At 68.9% G+C, this 19,455-nt stretch carries 19 protein-coding genes and 1 pseudogene; 13 read left to right on the forward strand and 7 right to left on the reverse strand.

Going from position 1 to position 19,455, the window contains the following annotated elements; translation table 11 throughout:
* Positions 1-1,082: 1,082 nt before the first annotated feature.
* Entirely contained in the window at positions 1,083-1,703 is a 621-nt protein-coding gene (locus OG393_RS34175; protein WP_030791300.1) for a hypothetical protein, read from the forward strand.
* Positions 1,704-1,762: 59 nt separating this feature from the next.
* A complete protein-coding gene (locus tag OG393_RS34180) occupies positions 1,763-2,179 on the forward strand; it encodes a helix-turn-helix domain-containing protein (protein WP_030791302.1) in 417 nt (138 codons plus the stop codon).
* Positions 2,180-3,182: 1,003 nt separating this feature from the next.
* On the opposite strand, the pseudogene OG393_RS34185 reads toward OG393_RS34180, so the two are convergent.
* The 3 genes and pseudogenes from OG393_RS34185 to OG393_RS34195 all read right to left on the reverse strand — a co-directional run bounded on the left by OG393_RS34185 (position 3,183) and on the right by OG393_RS34195 (position 5,527).
* Positions 3,183-4,167: pseudogene (locus tag OG393_RS34185) on the reverse strand (IS5 family transposase).
* Between the two features lie 204 nt (positions 4,168-4,371).
* The gene (locus OG393_RS34190; RefSeq protein WP_327379084.1) at positions 4,372-4,656 is read right to left on the reverse strand and encodes a hypothetical protein; all 285 of its coding nucleotides are present in this window, start codon (positions 4,654-4,656) and stop codon (positions 4,372-4,374) included.
* 544 nt (positions 4,657-5,200) lie between these two features.
* On the reverse strand, positions 5,201-5,527 hold the full coding sequence (locus tag OG393_RS34195; RefSeq protein WP_327378965.1) for a hypothetical protein: 327 nt from the start codon (positions 5,525-5,527) through the stop codon (positions 5,201-5,203).
* Between the two features lie 236 nt (positions 5,528-5,763).
* Here OG393_RS34195 and OG393_RS34200 point away from each other — a divergent pair, with 236 nt between their 5' ends.
* Positions 5,764-7,155 carry an IS1380 family transposase gene (locus tag OG393_RS34200; RefSeq protein WP_327372736.1) on the forward strand — a complete coding sequence of 464 codons (1,392 nt, stop codon included), beginning with the start codon at positions 5,764-5,766 and terminating at the stop codon, positions 7,153-7,155.
* A 260-nt stretch (positions 7,156-7,415) separates the two neighbouring features.
* Here the strand turns inward: OG393_RS34200 and OG393_RS34205 are convergent, their stop codons facing one another.
* Together OG393_RS34205 and tpg are read right to left on the reverse strand one after the other, a co-directional pair.
* Positions 7,416-8,132 carry a hypothetical protein gene (locus OG393_RS34205; RefSeq protein WP_327378966.1) on the reverse strand — a complete coding sequence of 239 codons (717 nt, stop codon included), beginning with the start codon at positions 8,130-8,132 and terminating at the stop codon, positions 7,416-7,418.
* Between the two features lie 104 nt (positions 8,133-8,236).
* Complete coding sequence (gene tpg, locus OG393_RS34210) at positions 8,237-8,827, reverse strand: telomere-protecting terminal protein Tpg (protein ID WP_327378967.1); 591 nt, start codon at positions 8,825-8,827, stop codon at positions 8,237-8,239.
* A 101-nt stretch (positions 8,828-8,928) separates the two neighbouring features.
* Here tpg and OG393_RS34215 point away from each other — a divergent pair, with 101 nt between their 5' ends.
* The 9 genes from OG393_RS34215 to OG393_RS34255 all read left to right on the forward strand — a co-directional run bounded on the left by OG393_RS34215 (position 8,929) and on the right by OG393_RS34255 (position 17,281).
* Positions 8,929-9,453, forward strand: a complete 525-nt coding sequence (locus OG393_RS34215) for a DUF6233 domain-containing protein (RefSeq protein ID WP_327378968.1) — start codon at positions 8,929-8,931, stop codon at positions 9,451-9,453.
* Between the two features lie 87 nt (positions 9,454-9,540).
* The gene (locus OG393_RS34220) at positions 9,541-10,236 is read left to right on the forward strand and encodes a hypothetical protein (protein ID WP_327378969.1); all 696 of its coding nucleotides are present in this window, start codon (positions 9,541-9,543) and stop codon (positions 10,234-10,236) included.
* A complete protein-coding gene (locus OG393_RS34225) occupies positions 10,233-11,270 on the forward strand; it encodes a recombinase family protein (RefSeq protein WP_327378970.1) in 1,038 nt (345 codons plus the stop codon). The genes OG393_RS34220 and OG393_RS34225 overlap by 4 nt, the downstream gene beginning before the upstream one ends.
* A gap of 213 nt (positions 11,271-11,483) precedes the next feature.
* Entirely contained in the window at positions 11,484-12,212 is a 729-nt protein-coding gene (locus OG393_RS34230) for a TnsA-like heteromeric transposase endonuclease subunit (protein WP_327378422.1), read from the forward strand.
* Positions 12,205-14,283 carry a Mu transposase C-terminal domain-containing protein gene (locus tag OG393_RS34235; protein ID WP_327374959.1) on the forward strand — a complete coding sequence of 693 codons (2,079 nt, stop codon included), beginning with the start codon at positions 12,205-12,207 and terminating at the stop codon, positions 14,281-14,283. The genes OG393_RS34230 and OG393_RS34235 overlap by 8 nt, the downstream gene beginning before the upstream one ends.
* Positions 14,280-15,347, forward strand: coding sequence for a TniB family NTP-binding protein (locus OG393_RS34240; RefSeq protein WP_442817452.1), 1,068 nt, complete (start codon positions 14,280-14,282; stop codon positions 15,345-15,347). Before OG393_RS34235 ends, OG393_RS34240 begins: the two co-directional genes overlap by 4 nt.
* Complete coding sequence (locus tag OG393_RS34245) at positions 15,331-16,206, forward strand: TniQ family protein (protein WP_327374961.1); 876 nt, start codon at positions 15,331-15,333, stop codon at positions 16,204-16,206. The genes OG393_RS34240 and OG393_RS34245 overlap by 17 nt, the downstream gene beginning before the upstream one ends.
* 9 nt (positions 16,207-16,215) lie before the next feature.
* On the forward strand, positions 16,216-16,476 hold the full coding sequence (locus OG393_RS34250) for a hypothetical protein (RefSeq protein WP_327374962.1): 261 nt from the start codon (positions 16,216-16,218) through the stop codon (positions 16,474-16,476).
* Positions 16,477-16,714: 238 nt separating this feature from the next.
* Positions 16,715-17,281: a hypothetical protein gene (locus tag OG393_RS34255; RefSeq protein WP_327373031.1), complete on the forward strand. Its 567-nt coding sequence runs from the start codon at positions 16,715-16,717 to the stop codon at positions 17,279-17,281.
* Here OG393_RS34255 and OG393_RS34260 read toward each other — a convergent pair.
* Together OG393_RS34260 and OG393_RS34265 are read right to left on the reverse strand one after the other, a co-directional pair.
* Positions 17,199-18,029 carry an IS5 family transposase gene (locus OG393_RS34260; protein WP_327372459.1) on the reverse strand — a complete coding sequence of 277 codons (831 nt, stop codon included), beginning with the start codon at positions 18,027-18,029 and terminating at the stop codon, positions 17,199-17,201. The genes OG393_RS34255 and OG393_RS34260 overlap by 83 nt on opposite strands.
* A gap of 252 nt (positions 18,030-18,281) precedes the next feature.
* On the reverse strand, positions 18,282-18,896 hold the full coding sequence (locus OG393_RS34265) for a DUF4240 domain-containing protein (protein ID WP_327378971.1): 615 nt from the start codon (positions 18,894-18,896) through the stop codon (positions 18,282-18,284).
* Positions 18,897-18,964: 68 nt separating this feature from the next.
* Here OG393_RS34265 and OG393_RS34270 point away from each other — a divergent pair, with 68 nt between their 5' ends.
* Positions 18,965-19,324: a hypothetical protein gene (locus OG393_RS34270; RefSeq protein WP_442817453.1), complete on the forward strand. Its 360-nt coding sequence runs from the start codon at positions 18,965-18,967 to the stop codon at positions 19,322-19,324.
* The last annotated feature ends 131 nt before the right edge of the window (positions 19,325-19,455 follow it).

The following is a 19,455-nucleotide window of genomic DNA, read 5'->3' on the forward strand; positions in this document are numbered from 1 at the left end:
GCTGCGCGATGTGCAAGCGGAGCGGTCGCTGCGCTCCCGCTGGCCCGTGCGGAGCACGGGCGGTCCCCTCCGCTGCGCTCCAGGGACCGGTGGGGCCGGCCGCTGCGCGCCCGGCGGGCCGCGCATCGCGCGGCCGGGCCGCTCGGGGGGTGACGGTGCGGCTAGTGGGGCCTCTAGTGCGGGAGTTGGGGGGAGCGCGGGGCCGCTCCCGGCGGGTCCGCTGCGCTCCCCCGCCCAACGGTCCTTCCGGCTGCGCCTCCAGAACCGTTGGGGCCCGCTGGCGCGGGCCTGGCTGGCTACGAGGGGGTGGGGGTCGCTCGTTCGTGTGGGTTCCAGTGTATCGGATGCATCCGGTAGATGCAGTATGTACCGTTGGCGGAAACACAGGACACCCCCCAACCACCCGGCGGGGACGCGGTTTTTGATAGACGGTCAGCCCGCGAATTCTGCCAACCACTCACGCGAGGAATCCTAGATTGGGAAGCTGCGGACCTGCGCCACAGAACGGAACCTCAGATATCGGAAAGCCGGAATTTCGACGTGCGGAGGTAGCGGAGCCGCCCGGCCCTCCAGGGCCGGGCGGCGGAACCGCCCGCCGGGACCAGCCACGCTTCCGGGGTTTTGATCGTCATGGCTGGTACCACCCGAGACTCAGAGCCGCTGCTGCTGTCCCCGGCCCGCACCCGGAGACGGCGCCGCACGCGAAGCGAGCTCAGCCACGAAGGCCGGCCCCCACGATCCGCAGGTCACCAGCGGCGACGCGCCCGCCGTGACCAGCGGTTTTTGCCGCGCGGTGCGCGGTGTGGTGGCAGGGGCCTGGGTGGTGGCCGGTGTCTAAAGACACATAAGAGGGCGCACCGCTGAAAACGGCTCTGACCTGCGATGATGCGAAACCGTTTGTTCTAGATCTCCAGAACAAACGGCTCCCGAGTGTTCTGGAGATCTAGAACAAAGTCACCCTGAACCTGACGGGTCGTTAGGTGACTGTGAGGCACCGTTTGTTCTGCCCCTCCAGAACAAGCCGGTTTACCTAGTGCTACCGTGCTCACCGAACCGTTGATCATCTCTGGAGGACAGTGCCGATGGAACAGCTGCCGATCGTCCGCCCCGGCGAGCGCGTGGTCGCGCGGTCGGACGGCAAGGGCGGCTTGATCCTGGGCGTGGAGAAGATTCAGGGCCGCGAGTTCGCCGCGAGCGCCGAGGTCAGCGGCTACGTCCTGGACGCCCGGCTGCTGCTGAACGTGCTCGGCAGCCTCAAGATGCCCGGCTCCTGGTTCCAGGTCTGGTGCAAGCTCATGGCGCTGCAGGACGCCAACCGCGCCAACGACAAGGACCGTGACGTCCCCCGCGGCTTCGTGAAGACCAACCAGCGCGACCTCCAGGCCCGGTGCAACCTGTCGGTGGCCTCGGTGAGCGAGGCCAGCCAGTTCTTCGCCCACATCGGCTGGATGCGCACCGCCAAGCGCGGCATCCTCCAGCTGAACCCGTGGCTCACGGTGGCCGGCACTTCCGGCGAGCAGGAGAAGTGGCAGAAGCTCTGGAACGCCGCCGACGGGCCGGCCTGCATCATTCCGCACGCCGACTACCCCACCGAGTGGCGCCGGGCGCGCGAGGCGGAGAAGAAGGCCGCCGAGGCCGCCCGCCGCAAGGAGAAGGTCGTCACGCTCCGCCAGCGGCGGCCCGTGCGCAAGGCGAGCGCGTGATCCCGCGCGGCATATCCTCGTTGTGGCAGCGTCGTTCTGATCGGAAGTGGTGAGGCTCCGTGAGCAGCTCTTACGTCCCCAGCCCTCCCTCTGAGGCGCCCGTCACGCTCACCCGCGACGCCCTGCGCATCCTGTCCCTGGTCGACGTCTCCACCGCCGGCCGTCGCGTCCTGGACGAGCTGCTGTACCTCAGCAACCCGGACACCGGCACTGCCGCGATCAGCCAGAACGAGATGGCGCGCGAGCTGGGCGCCAGCAAGCCCACCGTGAACCGCGGCTTCAAGGAGCTCCGCGAGTGCGGGCTTGCCTGGAGCCTGGAAGACGCCCTGTACCAACTTCACCCGGTGCTGACCGACGGCAAGGTGGCCTACCCCATGCCGATCCCGGAGATCAAAGCCTCCGAACCCGAGCGCTTCACCGAGCAACGCCGGGCCCGGTTCGCCGCCCAGGTCGCCAATCTGGCCGCCACCGGCTGAACCGCCCCACCGAAGGCCCAAGGCGCCGCACCTCCTGGTGCGGCGCCTCCTTCATGCCCTGCGCACTCCTGCCGGTAGCACTACCTAAACCGCTTTGTTCTGGAGGAGCAGAACAAACGCGAGCCACGGCGTCATCGGCTCCGTGCAGGCCGGCGCGAGCTGGCGGTAGCACCAGGTGAACCGCTTTGTTCTGGAGCAGCAGAACAAAGCGGCAGCGGACCGAGTAGCTCTGCTGCGCCTCGTGCTGCCCGGGTTAGGGCGGCCTTGCTACCCGAGCAGCACCCGTGTGCCGCCTGGGCCGTGCGAATGCTGCGCTGCACTCCTCAAGGGCGTGCAGCAGGCGTCTTGCACCCTTCACCACCAGGAGCAGCAGGACGTCGGCGGCCGAGCAGCACGAGGCGCTGCACCCGGCCGGGCGACGGGCCGCCGACGGCCGCGGCCTGGCGAGGGCGGAGCGCGTCTTGCACCCCATTGGTAGGTACTACAGGTAGTACCTACGTGCGGGTTGAGTCTCCTTCCCCCTGAGAGTAGAGCTCGGGCCGGGAGCAGCAGAAGGCGGCGACCGAGGAGCGAGGGCGTGGCGCCCATCGTGGAGTTGTCGCCGAGGGGCAGGGCGCTTCACCGCCGCTGGAAGCGCTGTGCGCCGCTGTGGGCGCCTTTCAGGGCCTTGATCGTCACTCGGGAGCCGGAAGGGCGTCAGAACGCCGCAGACGGCCGTACAGCGCCGGGAAGGATCATGTGCGCCGGATGGGCGGGGTGGGCCTCGGTGCAGGTGGTGGCGGGTGGTGTGTGCCCGCACAGCGAGCTTCGCCCTCAGGGGGAGAGATCTACAACCCGCACATAGGTACTACCTGTAGTACCTACCAATGGGGTGCAAGGCGAGTGCGAGCCCGCCGGGCGAGGAGTGCCCGGCTGTACTTCCGGTACTTCGCCTACGGCGGGTGGGAAGGGCGCGCTCGTCGTCATCTGGTCAGTCAGTCCTAGGTCCTGTCTGAAGTTCGGATCATGAGGGCGGTGTGATGCTGCGGAGCCAGAGCATCGCACCGCACAGGTGCAGTCCGGCTTCGTAGCTGGTTGGGGTCTTGTCGTAGCGGGTGGCGATGCCCCGCCAGTTTCGGAGACGGTTGATGCACCGCTCGACGGTGTTTCTCTCCTTGTAGAGCGCGGAGTCGTGGCTGACGGGGCGGCCTCCCTTGCGGCCTTTCTTCTTCCGGTTGGCGGCCTGGTCCTTCTTCTCCGGGATGACGGCCTTGATGTTGCGTTTGCGCAGGTGAGCACGGTTGCTGCGGGACGAGTACGCCTTGTCGCCGGCTATGGCGTCCGGCCGGGTCCTCGGGCGCCCGACCGGCCCGCGGACCTTCACCTTCTCCAGCACCGGGACGAACTGCGGACTGTCACCGCACTGCCCGGGCGTGAGCACGAACGCCAGCGGACGGCAGCGCCGGTCAGCCGCCAGATGAATCTTGCTGGTCAGCCCACCCCTCGAACGCCCCAGGTCAGCGGCGGTCAAGCGGATCCGGTACCGTCGGCGAACCCGGCGTCGCTCCTCGCGGGCGGGGTCCTCTTCCTGCCGGTCTTGCGGCTGTTGTCCTTCCACCAAACCCCTTTTCGGCCTCGACAGCCGCCTCCAGGGCTGCCAGCTGCTCCGGATCCAGGATCATCCCGGCGGCATGGTGGTGTGCCCGTGCTGTCGCCGAGTCCACGCTGACCAGCCCCAGGTCGACCTGGTCGCGGGCGGCAGCTTCCGCGATCACCATCTCCATCAGATTCTGGAAGATGCCCTGCTTCGCCCAGACCTGGAAGCGGTCGTAGGAACTCTGCCAGGGGCCGAACTCCTCCGGCAGGTCGCGCCACGGGCTGCCGGTCCGAAAGCGCCACATCGCCGCGTTGAAGTATTTCCGCAGGTCGGGGATAGGCCCGACCGCGGCGATCGGGAGATGGGGCTCAATCAGGGACCACTGCTCGTCGGTGAGATCGCCTCGCGCCATGGCCACTTGACTACCAAGGACACCCCGTCGCGCGCAGGCGATCCCACACATTCATGATCTGGACTTCAGACAGGACCTAGGTCTTCCTTGTACGCGAGCGATCCCTCATCAACCGACGGACCCGATCCCTCACCAAACGGCGGACACGCGCAGAGGCCGGCCGCGCCAGCAGGACGCGGCCGGCCTGGTCCAGGACGTCGCGGGTCAGACCTCGAGGTAGGCGACCACGACCACGGTCTTCAAGGCCGTGACCCAGTACAACAAGCGCACGCGCTCGACCTCGTCGGCGTACTCGCGCAGCTGGGGGCCGGCGGTGTCGCCGGGGATCGGCTCGCCAACGTCGGGTTCGACGGAGACGACGACCAGGGCGCGGTCCAGGGCGTGGATCTCCGCCTCGCTGGTGATGTTCTCCAGCTGCTTGGCGGCGGAGTCGGAGAACGCAATCCGGGCGCGGCGGGGGCCGGGGACCGCTCCGGCTGAATTGGGTATCGGTTGCTTTCCGTAACCACGCCCGGCGGGATGTCACGCTGTTCGTGCAAGGCCGAGATCCAGGGGTTAGCCCCGTGATTCTGGGCCCGAGTGGCAGCGTGACACCCCAGCGTGACAGCCGGAACGAGGGCGCGTGACACACGGGCGTGACAGCGTGACAGTCACCCTTGGTGATCAGCGGGCGGGGCGGGCGCGGGCAAGGAACGCGGCGAGGGCTCCGGCGGCTTCGGGCTCGGTGGTGGCTGTTCTCCGACACCGAACCTGGCTCGTTTGCCATCGAAGTTGGACAACCGAACTTCGTGACCGCGAAGTTGGACTGTTTGGAAGCCGCAGGTCAGCACGAGACGCAGCCGCTGGTGTGGAGCCCCAGACATTGTGCCGGGGCTCCAGTCCGATCCAGAGGTGGTGCAGCGTCGTCGTACAAGCTGCTGGACGTGTGAGCGCAGCCGCAGCCGATGTGGCGCTGGGGTGCTTCTGGAGTGGCCTTCGAGATGGGTGCAGGGTGACCGGGTGGTGCCCGCTCAGGGCCTACCGGTCAGGGCAGTCAGCTGAAGACGACCGACCGGAACTTGACCAGAAGCCCCCCGGTCTGGCCCGGGTTCAGGACAGTGAAGGTGTCACCGTCGCAGTCGAAGTCCAGGAAGACCGTGGCGGTCGAGGTGGTGAGGTTCCGCGGGGACTGGGCCGGGAGAAGGTTGGTGGCCTCCCCGATGTTGATGCACTCCTCGTCGGGCGGGTCGATGAGGGTGTGGGAGCCGAGGAGCGGACCTCGGTACTGGAACTCGCCGGTCGCTGCGGAAGCGGAGTTCGGCACCGACACGGTGATCAGCAGGGCCCCAGCCGCTGCGGCCAGGACAGGACGAAGGGGCATAGGTTTTACCTCCGGTACGAAGATGCCGGAAAATCCGGCACCGCTACGTTCCCCTCCCCCCGGCACCTCGGATGCGGGATTCACCCGAATTGACTACGCGCATCGTCCAAACTCAGCCCGGATCCACCGGTTGATGTGCGGCGGTGACGTTGCCGGGAACGAGGAAGTGCCCTGTGACCTGCGATGATGGGAGTTCTCACGCTTCCAGCACGCACGACCAACAGGGCACTTCTGAGATGCAATCTTCCCATGCCGCGGCGAAGGTCTCCGCACGGTTCGATGATCCGAATCTGATCGCGTACGGCGGGCTCGCGCCGCTGGTGCGCCTGGCCGAGCGGTGCGGCCTGCCCGGCCTGGTCGGCGAGATGATGCGGCTGCCGGCCTCGAAGAACGGCACCGGTTCCTTCCCGGCCGCCAAGTCGATGGCGCTCATCGCGGGCATGGCCGCGGGCGCGGACAGTATCGACGACATGGACCGGCTGCGGCACGGCGCGATGCGGCGCCTGTTCACCGGGGTCCGCGCCCCGTCGACCCTCGGCAGCTTCCTGCGGTCCTTCACCCACGGGCACGTGAAGCAACTGCACGCCGTCGCCCGCCGGTTCCTGCCTCGCCTGGCCGCGCACACCCCGCTGCTGCCCGGCGCCGACACGGTCGCCTACCTCGATCTGGACGACACCATCAAGCCGGTCCACGGCTATGCCAAACAGGGCACCGGTTACGGATACAACAAGGTCAAGGGCCTGAACGCGCTGATCGCGACGCTGTCCACGCCGCTGGCCGCCCCGGTGATCGCCGCAACCAGGCTGCGCAAGGGCAGCGTGAACTCGGTGCGCGGAGCCGGTTCGTTCGCCGCCGAGGCGGTCCGCACCGCCCGCGCGTCCGGTGCGACCGGGATGCTGACCGTGCGGGCGGATGCGGCCTACTACGCCGCCGAGGTGATCGCCGCCTGCCGCGCGCTCGGCGCCCGCTTCTCCGTCACGGTGCGGATGAACGCCTCCGTCAAGCAGGCCATCGCCGCTATCGACGAGACGGCCTGGACGCCGATCAAGTACCCCAAGGCGGTGTGGGACAGCGAGGAGGAACGCTGGATATCGGACGCCGAGATCGCCGAGATCGAGTACACCGCCTTCACCTCGAAACCGAAGAAGCAGCAGGTCACCGCCCGTCTCATCGTGCGACGCGTCAAGCGCCTGAACCCCGCGACCGTGCCCGGGGGCCAGGGCGAGCTGTTCACCGCCTGGCGCTACCACGCCGCGTTCACCGACAGCACGCTGCCGCTCATCGACGCCGAGCGTGACCACCGGCGCCACGCGATCGTGGAACAGGTGATCTCCGAGCTGAAGAACGGCCCGTTCGCACACGCCCCCTCGGGCAGCTTCCAGGCGAACGCCGCCTGGCTCGCGCTGGCCGCCCTCGCCTTCAACCTGACCCGCGCCTGCGGAACGCTCGCCGGCACCTTTCACGCCCGCGCGACGTGCGCGACCATCCGTGATCACCTGGTCAACGTGCCCGCCCGTCTGGCCCGTTCGGCCCGCCGGCTCACCCTGCACCTGCCCGAACGCTGGCCCTGGCACGACGCCTTCGAAGCCCTCTTCAACACCTTGCACACCCCGCCCCAACCGACCTGACCTGCCCGTATCTGACCCGCCCGCCAGGGCCCGAGAGCTGTGGACATGTGGAAAAGCTGGGCAGACCAGCGGCCACCCCATGCCCGCCGCCAGACGCATCGCCTCGATCACCGAAAACGATCACTCACGAAACGAGCCGGTGGATCCGGGCTCAGCCAGCCGTACGTCGTCACCGCGGCACCCTTCCGGATGCCCCCTCCCTACGGCAGATCTCCTGGCTGCTCGTGAGTGGTCCAACTTCAGTGGCAATCGGTCCCGGATCAATGACACAGGACAGTGGCGAGCCGGGCCGCGAACGCCAGCTCGTCGACGGCGGCGCCGGGGACCAGGCGGGCGAGTTCGGCGAGCAGCGCGGCGTGCGCGAGGACCGGTGGCGGCAGGAGGCCGGCGGCGGCTTCGCGGGCGGCCGGGTCGCGGTGGTGCCCGCGGTGCGCGGCCAGGGCGTGGGCGAGCCAGTCGTCGACGTCGGCCCGGACGTACCTGCCGGCTCGCCGGGTCAGCTCGTCCCGGGCGGCTTCGTCCCTGTCGCGGGGCTCGGTCTGCTCCAGGGCGCCGAGCTCGCGCAGCGCCTGGAGCTCGTCGGCGCGGGCCACGACCCGCTGCGCCTCGCGCACGGCGGCTTCCCGGTCGGCGGCGGCCGCGGCGTCGGCGGCGAGCTCGGCCTGGACGACGGGGTCGGTGTCCGGGTCGTAGACGGTGCCCGCCGGCGCGGCGGCGAGCAGCTGGTCCAGGCGCTCCCACTCCGCGAGCTCCGCCCGGCCGCGTTCGTCACCGGCGAGGTCCTCGTGCCGGGATGCCTGCCGCGCGTCGAAGCGGGCGTCCTCGAGGGCCGCCGCGATGGCGGCCGCGTCCATACCCTTCGCCTGGCGCCGTACGACGCGGCGGCCGATGCGGGCGGGGTCGACGGGCTCCCGGGGCACGGCGACGCGAGGGGCGAGCGGGCGGCGGGTATGCGAGGGCGGCCAGGGCGTGGTCATCTTCGGCCTCGTATTCGTGGTGCGGATTCGGGAGCGGGCCGCCGTCAGAGCACTGTGCGACGACCCGCCGAATACGTTTCTAGCAGGTCGTGAATTCAGGCGAGTCAGAACCGGAAACTAATTGCCTGGACGTGTGTGAAATCCGCGCGCAGGCCAGCGGCACGGGTGCCCCAGTCGGTGAAATACGACTCCGTGATGGCCTCAGCGACGACCGAATGCAGCTCTTCCTCCGTCGCGCCGGCCTCCTGCAGTTCGAGGATCCGCTTCGCGTAGGTGGGCGAGATCGCCGTGGTGATCTGGCGCTCGCGGCCGTCGTCCGAGCTGCCCTTGCCGGTGAACCCGAAGTACGCCGTCACCTCCACCATCATGCCGCTGGAGGTGGCTGCCTGTTCACGTGCCTGCGCTCTGACCTGCGGTTGCCACTCAGATTCCGTCTCCTCCACCAAGGCGGCCTGCAGACGCTTCTGCGGGGTCTTCAGCTTCCCGGCGCGGTAGCGTTCGATCGTGCGGGTCGAGGTACCCACACGCTCCGCCAGGGCCTTGGCCGACCCCTTCACCCGCGTGAGGAGGAATTTCACCTGTGCATTCGCGGATTTCGGCACGGGCCGGGTGAACACCTTCCGCTCCGCCCGCGCGAGGGCCTCCAGGACCTTGCCCCGGCGCGGGGCCGGCTGCTGCTGCTCGTGATCGCTCATGCCGTCCAGTCGGCCACGGCCGGCCTGTGGACGGAGGACGGGCGCCTGCCCCGGTCGTGCCGATCGGCGGCGGTCAGGCGCCCGTCCGTACCGTGGGAGGCGTGACGACGTCCTCCGCCCCCGAGCCGGTGCCCATCCGGGTGCTGCTGCCCGGGGACCAGGAGGTCGTTGCCCGCCTGTGGTCCCGGCGCCAGACGCCCGACGGCTGGCTGTACGAGGTCGGGCTCCCGGCGTACCGCAATGGTCCCGACGACTCGGTGGAGCCTGCCGAGTACCGGGTCTGGGTGCGCGCTCCGGACCACGTGCGGCCCGTGGACGGCGTCGCGTACGACCAGGTGCCCACCGAGTACCTGCCGAAGCCGTCGCTCGTGGACCAGGTCCTCGGGCCGCGCCGCCCGTCGGGCTGGGTGCTGGCGAAGGCCCGTGGCCGCGGTCCCGGCCGGGGCGGTGTCGTGCACGCCGTCGATTGCGAGGAGGCCCCGGCCGGGGTACCAGTGCTGACAGTGGGGCGGGCCCTGGACGTGGCGCAGCAGCCGGGTGTCCGGCTGTGCTCGCTGTGCGGTGCGGCCGCCGAGCTCGACCCGGTCCTCAAGGGCTTCGACCGCGGCTTCGAGGACGGCGCATAGAGCCGAATTCGCGTGTCCGTACGGCGATCCGCTCGCACGTGCGGGTGTGCGGCGGGTGCTGTCAGACCCCGCTGCCACCATCCGGGCATGGCCCAGATCAGCCCCCGGCTCGCCCGTACCTATTTCGCGGAGATCTCCGCCGGCTCCGCCCTCCCGCTCGACCTGGACGACCTCGTGCACATGGTGCAGCTGCGCCAGCACGGCCACGTCGTCATCGGCGACATCGCGATCCGCTGCTACAAGAACAGGTCGAAGTGGACGTACGACGAACGGGACATCCGACGCGCTGCCCAGGCATTCGCTGACTTCCGCGTGGACCTCGGCGACGTCGTCGAGTTCCAGGTGCCGCCCTTCCGCGAGCGTGCCGACCAGGACCTGGAGGAGCGCGGGCGGGCCGACTGGCGGGAGAAGATCGCCTCCTGGATGTACTGGGACGCCCGCCAGCAGCACCAGGAGCAGCGGCACTACGAAGAGTGGAACGACAGCTGGCAGCGCATCGGTGCCCGCGGACTGCCCGGTGACCTGACGTGGGAAGAGTTCACCGCGGCCTACAGCGACCGCCGCCAGAACATCGCCAACACCCGGCCGCTGGAGCTGATGACCTGCTCCGGCGGCAGCCTGTTCCTGCCGAGGGCCTACGCCGAGCTCCTTTGCGCGAGCAAGATCAACAATGGGCCGCCGTACCCCCGCCGGACCCGGATTCGTTCGCGGAACCCGTTCTCACCCAAAAGCGGGACGGGCCCCCTTCTGAGACTTGCATTGTGCGAAAATCCGGGCCCATGACGGACCATCAGCAGCCCTCCCCGGCCGACCGGTCGGCCGCGGACGACGTCGAACAGCACGCCTGTCCGAAGTGTGACGCACAGCCCGGCTCGCCGTGCCGCTCGCGCGGCGGCGCGGTCGCCTCCGCCTACCACACCCGCCGCTTCACCATGGTGCCCCGGCTGAAGAAGGCGCTGCGGGTGCCGACCCCCGCCGACCGCGGCCCGGGGCGGCCGTGGCGGCCGGGCACTCCGCCGCCGGCGCCGATCGACCCGGACCTGCCGAGCGCGGACATCCGCATCGGGTACGCGCGGTGCTCGACCCTCGGGCAGGAACTCGACTCCCAGCTCGACGCGCTCGCCAAGCACGGCATCCCGCGCGACAAGATCTTCAGCGAGAAGATCAGCACCCGGGTTCGGGTCCGGCCGAAGTTCGAGGAGGCGCTGCGGACGGCGCGGGAGGTCAAGGCGCACGCCCCGCACTGCCGGGTCATCTTCACCGTGTACGAGATGAAGCGGCTCGGCCGCGACGCCGCCGAGCTCACCGCCCTCGCCGACCACCTCACCGCCCACGGCCTGGTCCTGGAGATGCTCGCCGGGCCCCTGCCCGGCATCTACGACCCCACCGGCCCCGGAAAGCTCCTGTTCGCGTTCTTCGCCGCGATGGCGGAGACCGAGCGGGAGAACATCCGCGAGTCCACGCTGGAAGGACTCGACACCGCGGCCCGCAAGGGCAAGCACGGCGGCCGGCCCCCGGTCATCACCGATGACATGCTCCACACCGTGCTCCGGCGCCGCGCGGGCGGCGAGTCCGTCGAACAGATCCAGCCCGACCTGATCATTCCCACCGGCAAGCGCAAAGGACAGAACCCCTCCGTCGCCAGCATCTACCGGGCGCTCGCCGCACACGCCAAGCGCGAGGCGTACCCCGAGGCCGTCGAGCAGGCCCACGCCGACTTCGCCGTCCTCCAGGTCGGCGAAGTCCCCGGACCCCGCCCCGCTATCCTGACCGAGCGTCACTCTGATTGCAGAGAGCTACTTGTCACTTCACCGTAGCTTCGGGAGAACAGGGCCTCATCCACCGCTGTCCTGTCGCATTGAAGCTGTCGGATTCTCACCGCTTCTCGTTCGCGCTGTCGGATTCTCAGTGTGTCGCGCGCTGAGCGGCGACGTTTGCCCCATACGTGGGGTTTGATCTCATTTTCCTGGTCTGGTTCTCGCGGTACCTGTCACGGTCGTTTCGGCAGGTACGCGGAGCCGGGGGTGGCGATGGATCTGGGTCTGGTCGATGTCGAGTGGGCTGATGGTGAGGGTGGCGGGCTGCGGAGGTCCGTGCTGGAGGCGGTGTCCCGGGTTCGGTTCGAGTCGGTGCTTCCGGTGCGGCGGTTCACGTCGTACCGCGGGCAGCGGCACTTCACGGGCTGGTACTGGGCGGCGACGACGCAGTCGCTGGTGGGGTTCGAGTCGTGGCTGGAGCGGGACCGGGCCATGCTCCTTGACCATGACCGGAGGGTGGTGGGGCTGGCCTCGCAGCCGTTCCGGGTGACATGGCAGGGGGAGAAGCACCGGATCTCGCATACGCCGGACTACTTTGCACGGCTGGAGGACGGCTCGGGCCTGGTCGTCGATGTCCGGCCGGCGGACCGGGTCGGCCCGGAGGACGCGGTGAAGTTCTCGGCGACCGAAGCGATATGCCAGGAGATGGGCTGCTGGTCCTTCGCCCTGGTGCACGAGCCCGATCCGGTGGAGATGACCAACGTTCGCTGGCTGTCTGGCTACCGGCATCCACGCAACCGGGTCGGCGACGTCGCGAAACGCCTCATGGACGCCTTTGATGACCCGCGGTTGCTCATGGACGGCGCCGAGGCAGTGGGGGACCCGTTGTCCGTCCTGCCGACGCTCTACCACCTGCTGTGGTGCGGTGACCTGCGTCTTGACCTGTCGGTGCCGTTGGGAGACGGCGCCGTGATCGGCCGCGCGGCGGCGAGTCATGGCTGAACTGGCGCCACGCGGGGTTCTGCGGGTCGGGGACCGGATTCGGTTCGAGGGCCACAACCAGCAGATCATCGGCCTGGATGGAATGACCCTGCGGCTGCTCAGCGACGAGGGCGACACCAGTGTCATGGCTGCCGGCTACGTGATGGCGGCCGCCGATTTCGAGGTGCTGGACCGTGGGCCGGAGGCGGTTCCGGAACGAGTCCTGCCGCCGTTCGCGTTGGTGGACGCGTTGCCGACGGCGGCCGTCGAGCAGGCCCGGTTCTGGGAACAGCACGTGGTGGAAGTACTGACCGGGCTGCCTCCGGATGCTCCGGAAGGCACGTCTCCTCGGCCTGAGTACGACCCGGCCTGGCGGACGCTGATGGAGCGAGAAGCTGCGAAGGTGGCCGAGCTGGCGGCCGGCGGGCAGCAGATGAGCAAGCGGACCTTTCTGCGGATGCGGCAGCGCTACGAGGCCGAGGGGTTGTGGGGGCTGGTGGACGGCCGGTCCCGGAAACCGCCGGCCCCGGTCCCCGGCACGGGAAGGACGGACGAGCGCGTCGTCGAGGCGGTCACCGAGGCCCTGGCCGGGCAGACGGACCTTTCGACGGGGGATCGCAAGCGGCTCATGCTGCGGGCCGAGCAGATCCTCGCCGCGAAGCACGGCGAGGAAGCGGTGAAGCTCCTGCCGACGAGGGCGACCTTCTACCGGCTGGTGAACAGCCTCGCCAGGAACAACGAGTCCTTCGGTTCGGCCACGGTCCGCCGCCAGCGAGCGCGTCGGCCCGTGGGGCCGTTCACTCCCTCCATGGCCGCCCGCCCCGGGGAGATCGTGCAGATCGACTCCACGCGGCTGGACGTGATGGCGGTGCTGGACGACGGAGTCGTGGCCCGCCCGGAACTGACGATCGCGGTCGATGTCACGACACGCACGATCTGCGCGGCCCTGCTCAGGCCCGCGGGCACGAAAGGCGTCGACGCCGCGGTGCTGCTGGCGAGAATGCTGGTTCCCGAGCCGATGCGGCCGGGCTGGAGCCAGACCCTGGCGATGTCGGACTCGGTCCTGCCGCACCAGCGGCTCATGGCGGTGGACACGCGGTTGGAGAAGGCCGCGGCCAAGCCGGTCATCGTCCCGGACACCATCGTCATCGACCACGGCAAGGTGTTCGTCTCCGACACGTTCTCCTCCGCCTGCTCGCTGCTGGGGATCTCCTTGCAGCTCGCGAGGCCCAGGACCCCGACGGACAAGGCGATCGTGGAGAGGACGTTCGCGTCGATCAACTCACTGTTCTGCCAGTACGTCGCGGGCTACACCGGCTCCGATGTCACCCGTCGCGGCAGCGATCCGGCCTCCGAGGCGGTCTGGACCCTCGCCCAGCTCCAGGATCTCCTGGACGAGTGGATCATCTGCTGGCAGCAGCGTCCGCACGAGGGTCTGCGCAACCCCTATATGGCGGGGCGGACGCTGTCGCCGAACGAGTCGTACGCCATCGCCGTCGCCCGCACCGGATACTTGCCGGTCGCTCTGTCGGCGGCGGACTACATCGAGCTGCTACCCGCGGTCTGGAGGGCCGTCAACGACTACGGCATCAAGGTCAACTACCGCACCTACGACAGCCCCGAGCTCAACCGGCTACGAAGGCAGCCGTCCGGGGTGACGGGCAAGCAGGATCTGTGGGAGGTCCACTACGACCCCTACGACGTCTCCCGCGTCTGGGTACGGCGAAGCGACAGCCGCCGATGGATCGAAGCCCTGTGGACACACCTGCCCATGGTCCGGGCCCCTTTCGCCGACTTCACCTGGCGCCACGCACGCCAACTTCTCGCCGACCAAGGCCGCGACGACACCAGCGAGACCGCCATCGCCCAGGTCCTGGCCAAGCTTCTGCGCAGGTCGGGAAAGCCGCCGGCCGGATCGGAACAGGTCATGGCCCGCACCCGGGCATCCCTTGAGGCCCCCGCACGGCCCACACTCCCGCCTGCCCGGTCCGCCGATGCGGACGACAGCGAGACCGAAGGGCCGGAGGATGCGCCGGTCACCCCGTTCGGCGTCTTCAACCCCCTGGAAGAGGAAGGAAACCCGCTGTGGTGACTCCGCCTGACACCCATGACGACGAGCACAACCCGCTGACCACCAAGGACGGCTGGAGACAGTTCGTCGACGACGCCCCGGTCTGCCCGGCCATGCTCTCGCCACGGGCCTTCAAGGCCCTCACCGAGGAGAAGCGTCTCGCTTACAACGAGCCCCGGCTGGACTACCACTCCCGGCTCGTGATCGTGGCCACCCCCACCGTCCGCAACGTGTTCACCACCGGACGGCGCCTGGTCCTGCTCAACCGGCACCAGATCTCCGGCCGCCGCGGGCTGATCGTCACCGGCCAGGCCGGGACCGGCAAGACGACCGCCATCGCCCAGCTCGGCCGCAACCATGAACTTCTGGTCCGCAAACGGCTCGGCTCGGCCGCCGCAGGGCGACTGCCGGTCGTCTACGTCACCGTCCCGCCCCGGGCCACCCCGAAGATGCTCGCCATCGAGTTCGCCCGGTTCCTCGGCCTTCCCGTCGTCCGGCAGGAGACCCAGACCTCCATCACCAACGCCGTCTGCGACCTGCTGATCAAAATGCGTGTCGAACTCGCGCTCGTCGACGAGATCCACAACCTCAACCTCGCCACCCAGACCGGGGCCGAAGCCTCCGACCAGCTCAAATACCTGTCCGAGCGGATCCCCGCCACCTTCGTGCTCGCCGGCATCGACGTCGCCGCGAGCGGCCTGTTCAGCGGGGTCCGGGGTCAGCAGATCGCTGGCCGATACACCGTCACCGAGACCGAACCGTTCGCCTACGGCACCACCGGGCAGCGGCAGAACTGGCGGAACCTGGTCGCCTCGCTCGAAGACGCCCTGCGACTCCACCGGCACAAGCCCGGCAGCCTGGTCAAACTCGACGGCTACCTCCACGAACGCACTGACGGCGCGATCGGCAGCCTCTCCCAGCTCGTCCGCGGCGCCGCCCTTGAGGCCATCATCAACGGCAGCGAGGCCATCACCCGCAAGACTCTGGAGACCATCGAGGTCGACCAGACTGCCGAGGACGCCCGCCAGGAACACCGCCGCAACCGTCGCCCCCGCCGCCGGAGGCCGGATGTCGACGCAGCCTGACCAACTTCGTCAGCTGCCCATCGCTCTCGGGCCCATCCACAACGAGACCGTCGGTTCCTATCTCCACCGCCTGGCCGTCGCCAACAACCGTCCCGCGGGCTTCCTCGCCCGCCTCCTTGGACCGCTGCCGCTGGAGTTCTCCCCGCTCAGCAACACCACGGCCGGCTGGACTCCCCACTCGCCTGAACGCCTGGCCACACTCTCCGGGCGCCCAACGTCCCAGCTCGCCCGGGCCCTGCCCGCGCTCGCCGACTTCCTCAGCCCGCATGCTCCCGGGCGGCGAACGGAACAGCTGATCAGCCGCCCCTGCCGCTGCTGCACAGCCCGCCGCAGCCTCACCGCTTCCGTGGTCATCACCCTCTCGCCTGCCCACGTCCACCTCTGCCTGCGGCATCAGCTCTGGACCCGCTCCACTCACGACATCCCGCTCGTCTCCTTGCCGGAAGTCATCGAGGCCCAGCGTCGACTCGACCAGCTCGCCCGCCGTCACCGCCAGGTCCGACAAGCCCTCGACCTGGCACGGAGAATCGTCGAGGACTGGTCCGCCTCCGGAATGCCGATCGATCTTGGAAAGGAGTGGACCGACCGCCTCGACCGAGTCGAAGCTCTCGCGGTCAGCAAGAAGATCTCGGCTGAGGACCGCAGCCACCTCGCGGCGTTCCCCGAAGTCGTGGTGCTGACGCACCTGATCCTCGACCCGCCCACCACTGCCCTCGATCCCAAGGAGCTCTATCTTGCGACGACCGCCGAGCTGAGCCGACGATTCGCGCGGATCTACACCACCCTCGGAACCCAGGACCCCCTCTACCGGCGCTTCTGTCTCTATCGCGAACGAGACTTCCGTGAGGCTCCGGGCTAAGTTCGACTCGTGGACGGCACGGAGATCACCATCAAGCTCACCCCCGACGAGGCACTCGTCCTCTCGGACTGGCTGGAGCGAGTTCAGATGACGGACCTCAGTCGTCTGGTTGACGACCCAGCCGCCTGGGCCCCGATCCACAAGCTCGCGGGGATGCTGGACAAGGCGCTTCCCGGGATCTTCGCCGCTGACTACGCGGAGCGTCTGGATGCAGCACGGCGCCGCCTGCGGGAGACCATGGGCAGCTTCACGGAAGAGCAAGGCAGCTGACCTGCACACGCTTCCGTGGAAGCAAGCCCGTTGAGAACACCAAAGTCCCGGCGCTCTTCAGCAACAATGCCTACTCGTCGCGCCTCATGCGTCGGCGCTGAGCGGGAACATGATGCTCAGTGCGTTGTGGCAAAGGGAGTCTCTGTTCGATGAGCAGGGGTTTCTTCGTGTGCGGGGCATGTTCGCGGAGGGGTAGGGGCAGGCAGCGGACGGCTTGTTGTGGATCGAGGAGGGCGCGATGCCGTCGGTGCTGGGGTTGATGGAACGGCGTGAGGCGCGGGCGAGGCAGGAGCTGGAGTCCTGGACGGAGGTCCTGGAGCAGGCTCAGGCGGAGGTGGATGCTGCGCGAGAGCGAGTCGAGCGGGCCCGTGTGGGGCGTGAGGAGCTCGTGTCGGTGCTGGCCGAGGAGAGTGCGGTGAATACGCCGGCTTCCGTGGCGTCTGGTGGTGAGGCGGCTGCCGTGATGGGTTCGAGCGGCTCCGACGCGGTGCATGGCGAGCGGCCGCCGGTGTGGCGGTCGGGCATGGGCGAGGAGGTGCTCAGCGGCCTGTATCGGGAGGTGTTCGCCGCGGTGGTGGCCGCTTCGGGGCCGGTGAGCGGGGTGGAGTTGACGCGCGTGGTGGGCCGTGAGGCGGAGATCAAGAACGAGGTGGAGAAGATCCGTCACCGTGCCTACGCGCTGGAGAAGCGGGGCTGGCTGGTGCGGGAGAAGAATGGACGGTTCATGCCTGTGCCCGGGGCCGTCGGCCGGGACGCTTCTCCGGCCAGCGCGGGGCATCGCCGGCCACCTGGCGCGACAGCCTGATCGTGGCTGCCCACCACACCATCTGCTGGTGGTGATCGGGGCGGCGTTCGTGGTCGCGGTTGAGGCGGCGTGAGCGGGAGAGCCAGCTCAGCGTTCGTTCCACGACCCATCTGCGGGCCAGTACGACAAATCCGCGGTGTCCGTCGGATCGGCGCACGACCTCGATCCGGACTCCGTGACGGGCGAACGCCTTGGCCAGGGCCGAGCCCTGGTAGGCGCTGTCGACCCACACCAGTTTCAGCAGCCGACCCGGGTGGTCCATGAACGTCTCCAGCAGGGCGGGGGCGGCCTTGGAGTCGTGGACATCGGCCGTGGTCACGGTCACCTCCAGGAGCAGACCCTCGGTATCGGTCAGGATGTGACGCTTGCGCCCATCACGTGACTTGCCGCCGTCGTATCCGCGACTGTCCTCGCCGACGGTCTCGGAGGCGTCCACCGACTGACTGTCGATGACTCCCGCGCTGGGCTCGGCGTTGCGGCCTGAACGTTCCCTCGCCGAACGTCGCAGGCGTTCGTACAGCTCACGCGCGTAGTCGTAGGCCCGCCAGCGGCGGAAGAAGTCGTAGACCGCCCGCCAGTACGGGAAATCGACCGGCAGAGCCGTCCACTTCACGCCGTTGTCGACGAGGTAGCGCACCGCGTCAAGCATCTCGCGGTGGCAAAACGCCTCCGGACGCCCGCCCAGCTTGAGGAGCCACGCCGGCACCGGCATCGCGGCGCGGACCTCGGCCCACTCCGCATCCGTCATGTCACTGGGGTAGCAGCCTGCCCGCCGTCCCGGAGCGATCGAACCGAACCGGTGCACGTAGCAGTCACACCCAAGGGTGACCGCGGTGGACGCATGCACAGAGATACTGCTCAACTGATCAGGCAACGGGCTTCCTTGGTCGTGCTGGTGTCGTAACCGCGTCACTACCAAGGGGCCCGTTCTCTCATGCCCGCGACCGCACCCGAACCTCCGTCCAGATGATCACCCGCTGCCACTCGAACAAGATCCGGTTTACCACAACGCACTCAACCTCGGCAGCCTGCGAGCCGCTTCTTCTTCATCCCAGACGTTCCAGCGCTTCCCGGCCGGGCCCTGGCCGACCGCGTGCTCGCCCCGCCGGGTCCGCACCGCCGCATAGAAGGCATCCCCGCACTCGTCGGGATCCCCAGTCACAAGCCCGAATGCTTCCAACGCCACATAGTCGAGCGATTCCCAACCGGGCCAGTCATCGCCCCAGGACCTCCAAGTTCGCCCCGCCAGGCGCAGGACATCAGGAGTGTCAGCCAGAGCATCAGGGTCGAGCACGGCTCGCCCGAAGGCTTCTTTGCCCAGCCCGACCATCCAGAGGCCGAAGTAGCAGAAGTCGTCATCCGAACACCGGCCACCGAAGATCCGCTCCGCCGCAGCCACTAGTTCCCAGGAGAAAGCCTGACGGGTCACTTGGTCCAGGCACATCTGGAACTCAACGATCTCTTCCAGCGGCCTGCGCGACAAATCCTCACGAAGCCATGTAAGTCGTGCATCTCTGCTTTGCGTCTGGCGGCGACAGGTCTCCACGAGTTCCCAGAACTTCTCAAGGTTCACGAAGAGCACCCTGCCAGGCACCACTGACAACGGACGGGCCACCTGGCGCCCTCGTCACTTCCGCGAGAGCCAGATCGTTTGAGATAGTCACCGGCCCGCAGTCCCAGAACATCTGGCACCTATGCAAGTCAGCGTCACGTCAACTGCCACCTGCGCTGCGACAGGACAACCGCGCCCACGCCCAGCCCGACTGGTACCTCTACGCGCCGGCCTGCGCCCTCGTCGAAGCCGACCGGGCCCGCCCCGGCACCGCCGAGCACCTGGCCGCCCTGCCCGGCATCACCGTCCTCGACCTCGACCTCCCGGCCGTCCTGGACATCGCGCGCCAGGACACCTGGGCCCAGGCCCAGGCCCACGCCCACCACGCCGCCCAGCCCACCGCCGACCGGCCCGACGGCGCCGTCGTCGCCACCACCACTCCCGGCCGGTGGGAGGGCGAGCCCGTCCGCGTCCTCGACCTCAACCCCTGACTCATAGACCTGTTGGACCCAATGGGGTTAACAGGGGCTGAGCAGCTACGAAACCGGCCCCCGGCATCAGCCGGGGGCCTTGCTGTGAGCAGCGCCTGTGATGGCGGCGCAGCTGCTTCCCGCGCCCGGAC

The organism is Streptomyces sp. NBC_01216 (assembly GCF_035994945.1).
GTDB lineage: Bacteria > Actinomycetota > Actinomycetes > Streptomycetales > Streptomycetaceae > Streptomyces.

What these genes read in the sequence shown, in the direction of transcription:
- OG393_RS34260 (WP_327372459.1), bottom strand. Translation starts at nt 18,029, where the DNA reads ATGACGGATGCGGAGTGGGCCGAGGTCCGCGCCGCGATGCCGGTGCCG.
- OG393_RS34230 (WP_327378422.1), top strand. Translation starts at nt 11,484, where the DNA reads ATGGATCTGGGTCTGGTCGATGTCGAGTGGGCTGATGGTGAGGGTGGC.
- OG393_RS34195 (WP_327378965.1), bottom strand. Translation starts at nt 5,527, where the DNA reads ATGCCCCTTCGTCCTGTCCTGGCCGCAGCGGCTGGGGCCCTGCTGATC.
- tpg (WP_327378967.1), bottom strand. Translation starts at nt 8,827, where the DNA reads ATGAGCGATCACGAGCAGCAGCAGCCGGCCCCGCGCCGGGGCAAGGTC.
- OG393_RS34225 (WP_327378970.1), top strand. Translation starts at nt 10,233, where the DNA reads ATGACGGACCATCAGCAGCCCTCCCCGGCCGACCGGTCGGCCGCGGAC.
- OG393_RS34255 (WP_327373031.1), top strand. Translation starts at nt 16,715, where the DNA reads ATGCCGTCGGTGCTGGGGTTGATGGAACGGCGTGAGGCGCGGGCGAGG.
- OG393_RS34205 (WP_327378966.1), bottom strand. Translation starts at nt 8,132, where the DNA reads ATGACCACGCCCTGGCCGCCCTCGCATACCCGCCGCCCGCTCGCCCCT.
- OG393_RS34175 (WP_030791300.1), top strand. Translation starts at nt 1,083, where the DNA reads ATGGAACAGCTGCCGATCGTCCGCCCCGGCGAGCGCGTGGTCGCGCGG.
- OG393_RS34245 (WP_327374961.1), top strand. Translation starts at nt 15,331, where the DNA reads ATGTCGACGCAGCCTGACCAACTTCGTCAGCTGCCCATCGCTCTCGGG.
- OG393_RS34220 (WP_327378969.1), top strand. Translation starts at nt 9,541, where the DNA reads ATGGCCCAGATCAGCCCCCGGCTCGCCCGTACCTATTTCGCGGAGATC.
- OG393_RS34200 (WP_327372736.1), top strand. Translation starts at nt 5,764, where the DNA reads ATGCAATCTTCCCATGCCGCGGCGAAGGTCTCCGCACGGTTCGATGAT.
- OG393_RS34235 (WP_327374959.1), top strand. Translation starts at nt 12,205, where the DNA reads ATGGCTGAACTGGCGCCACGCGGGGTTCTGCGGGTCGGGGACCGGATT.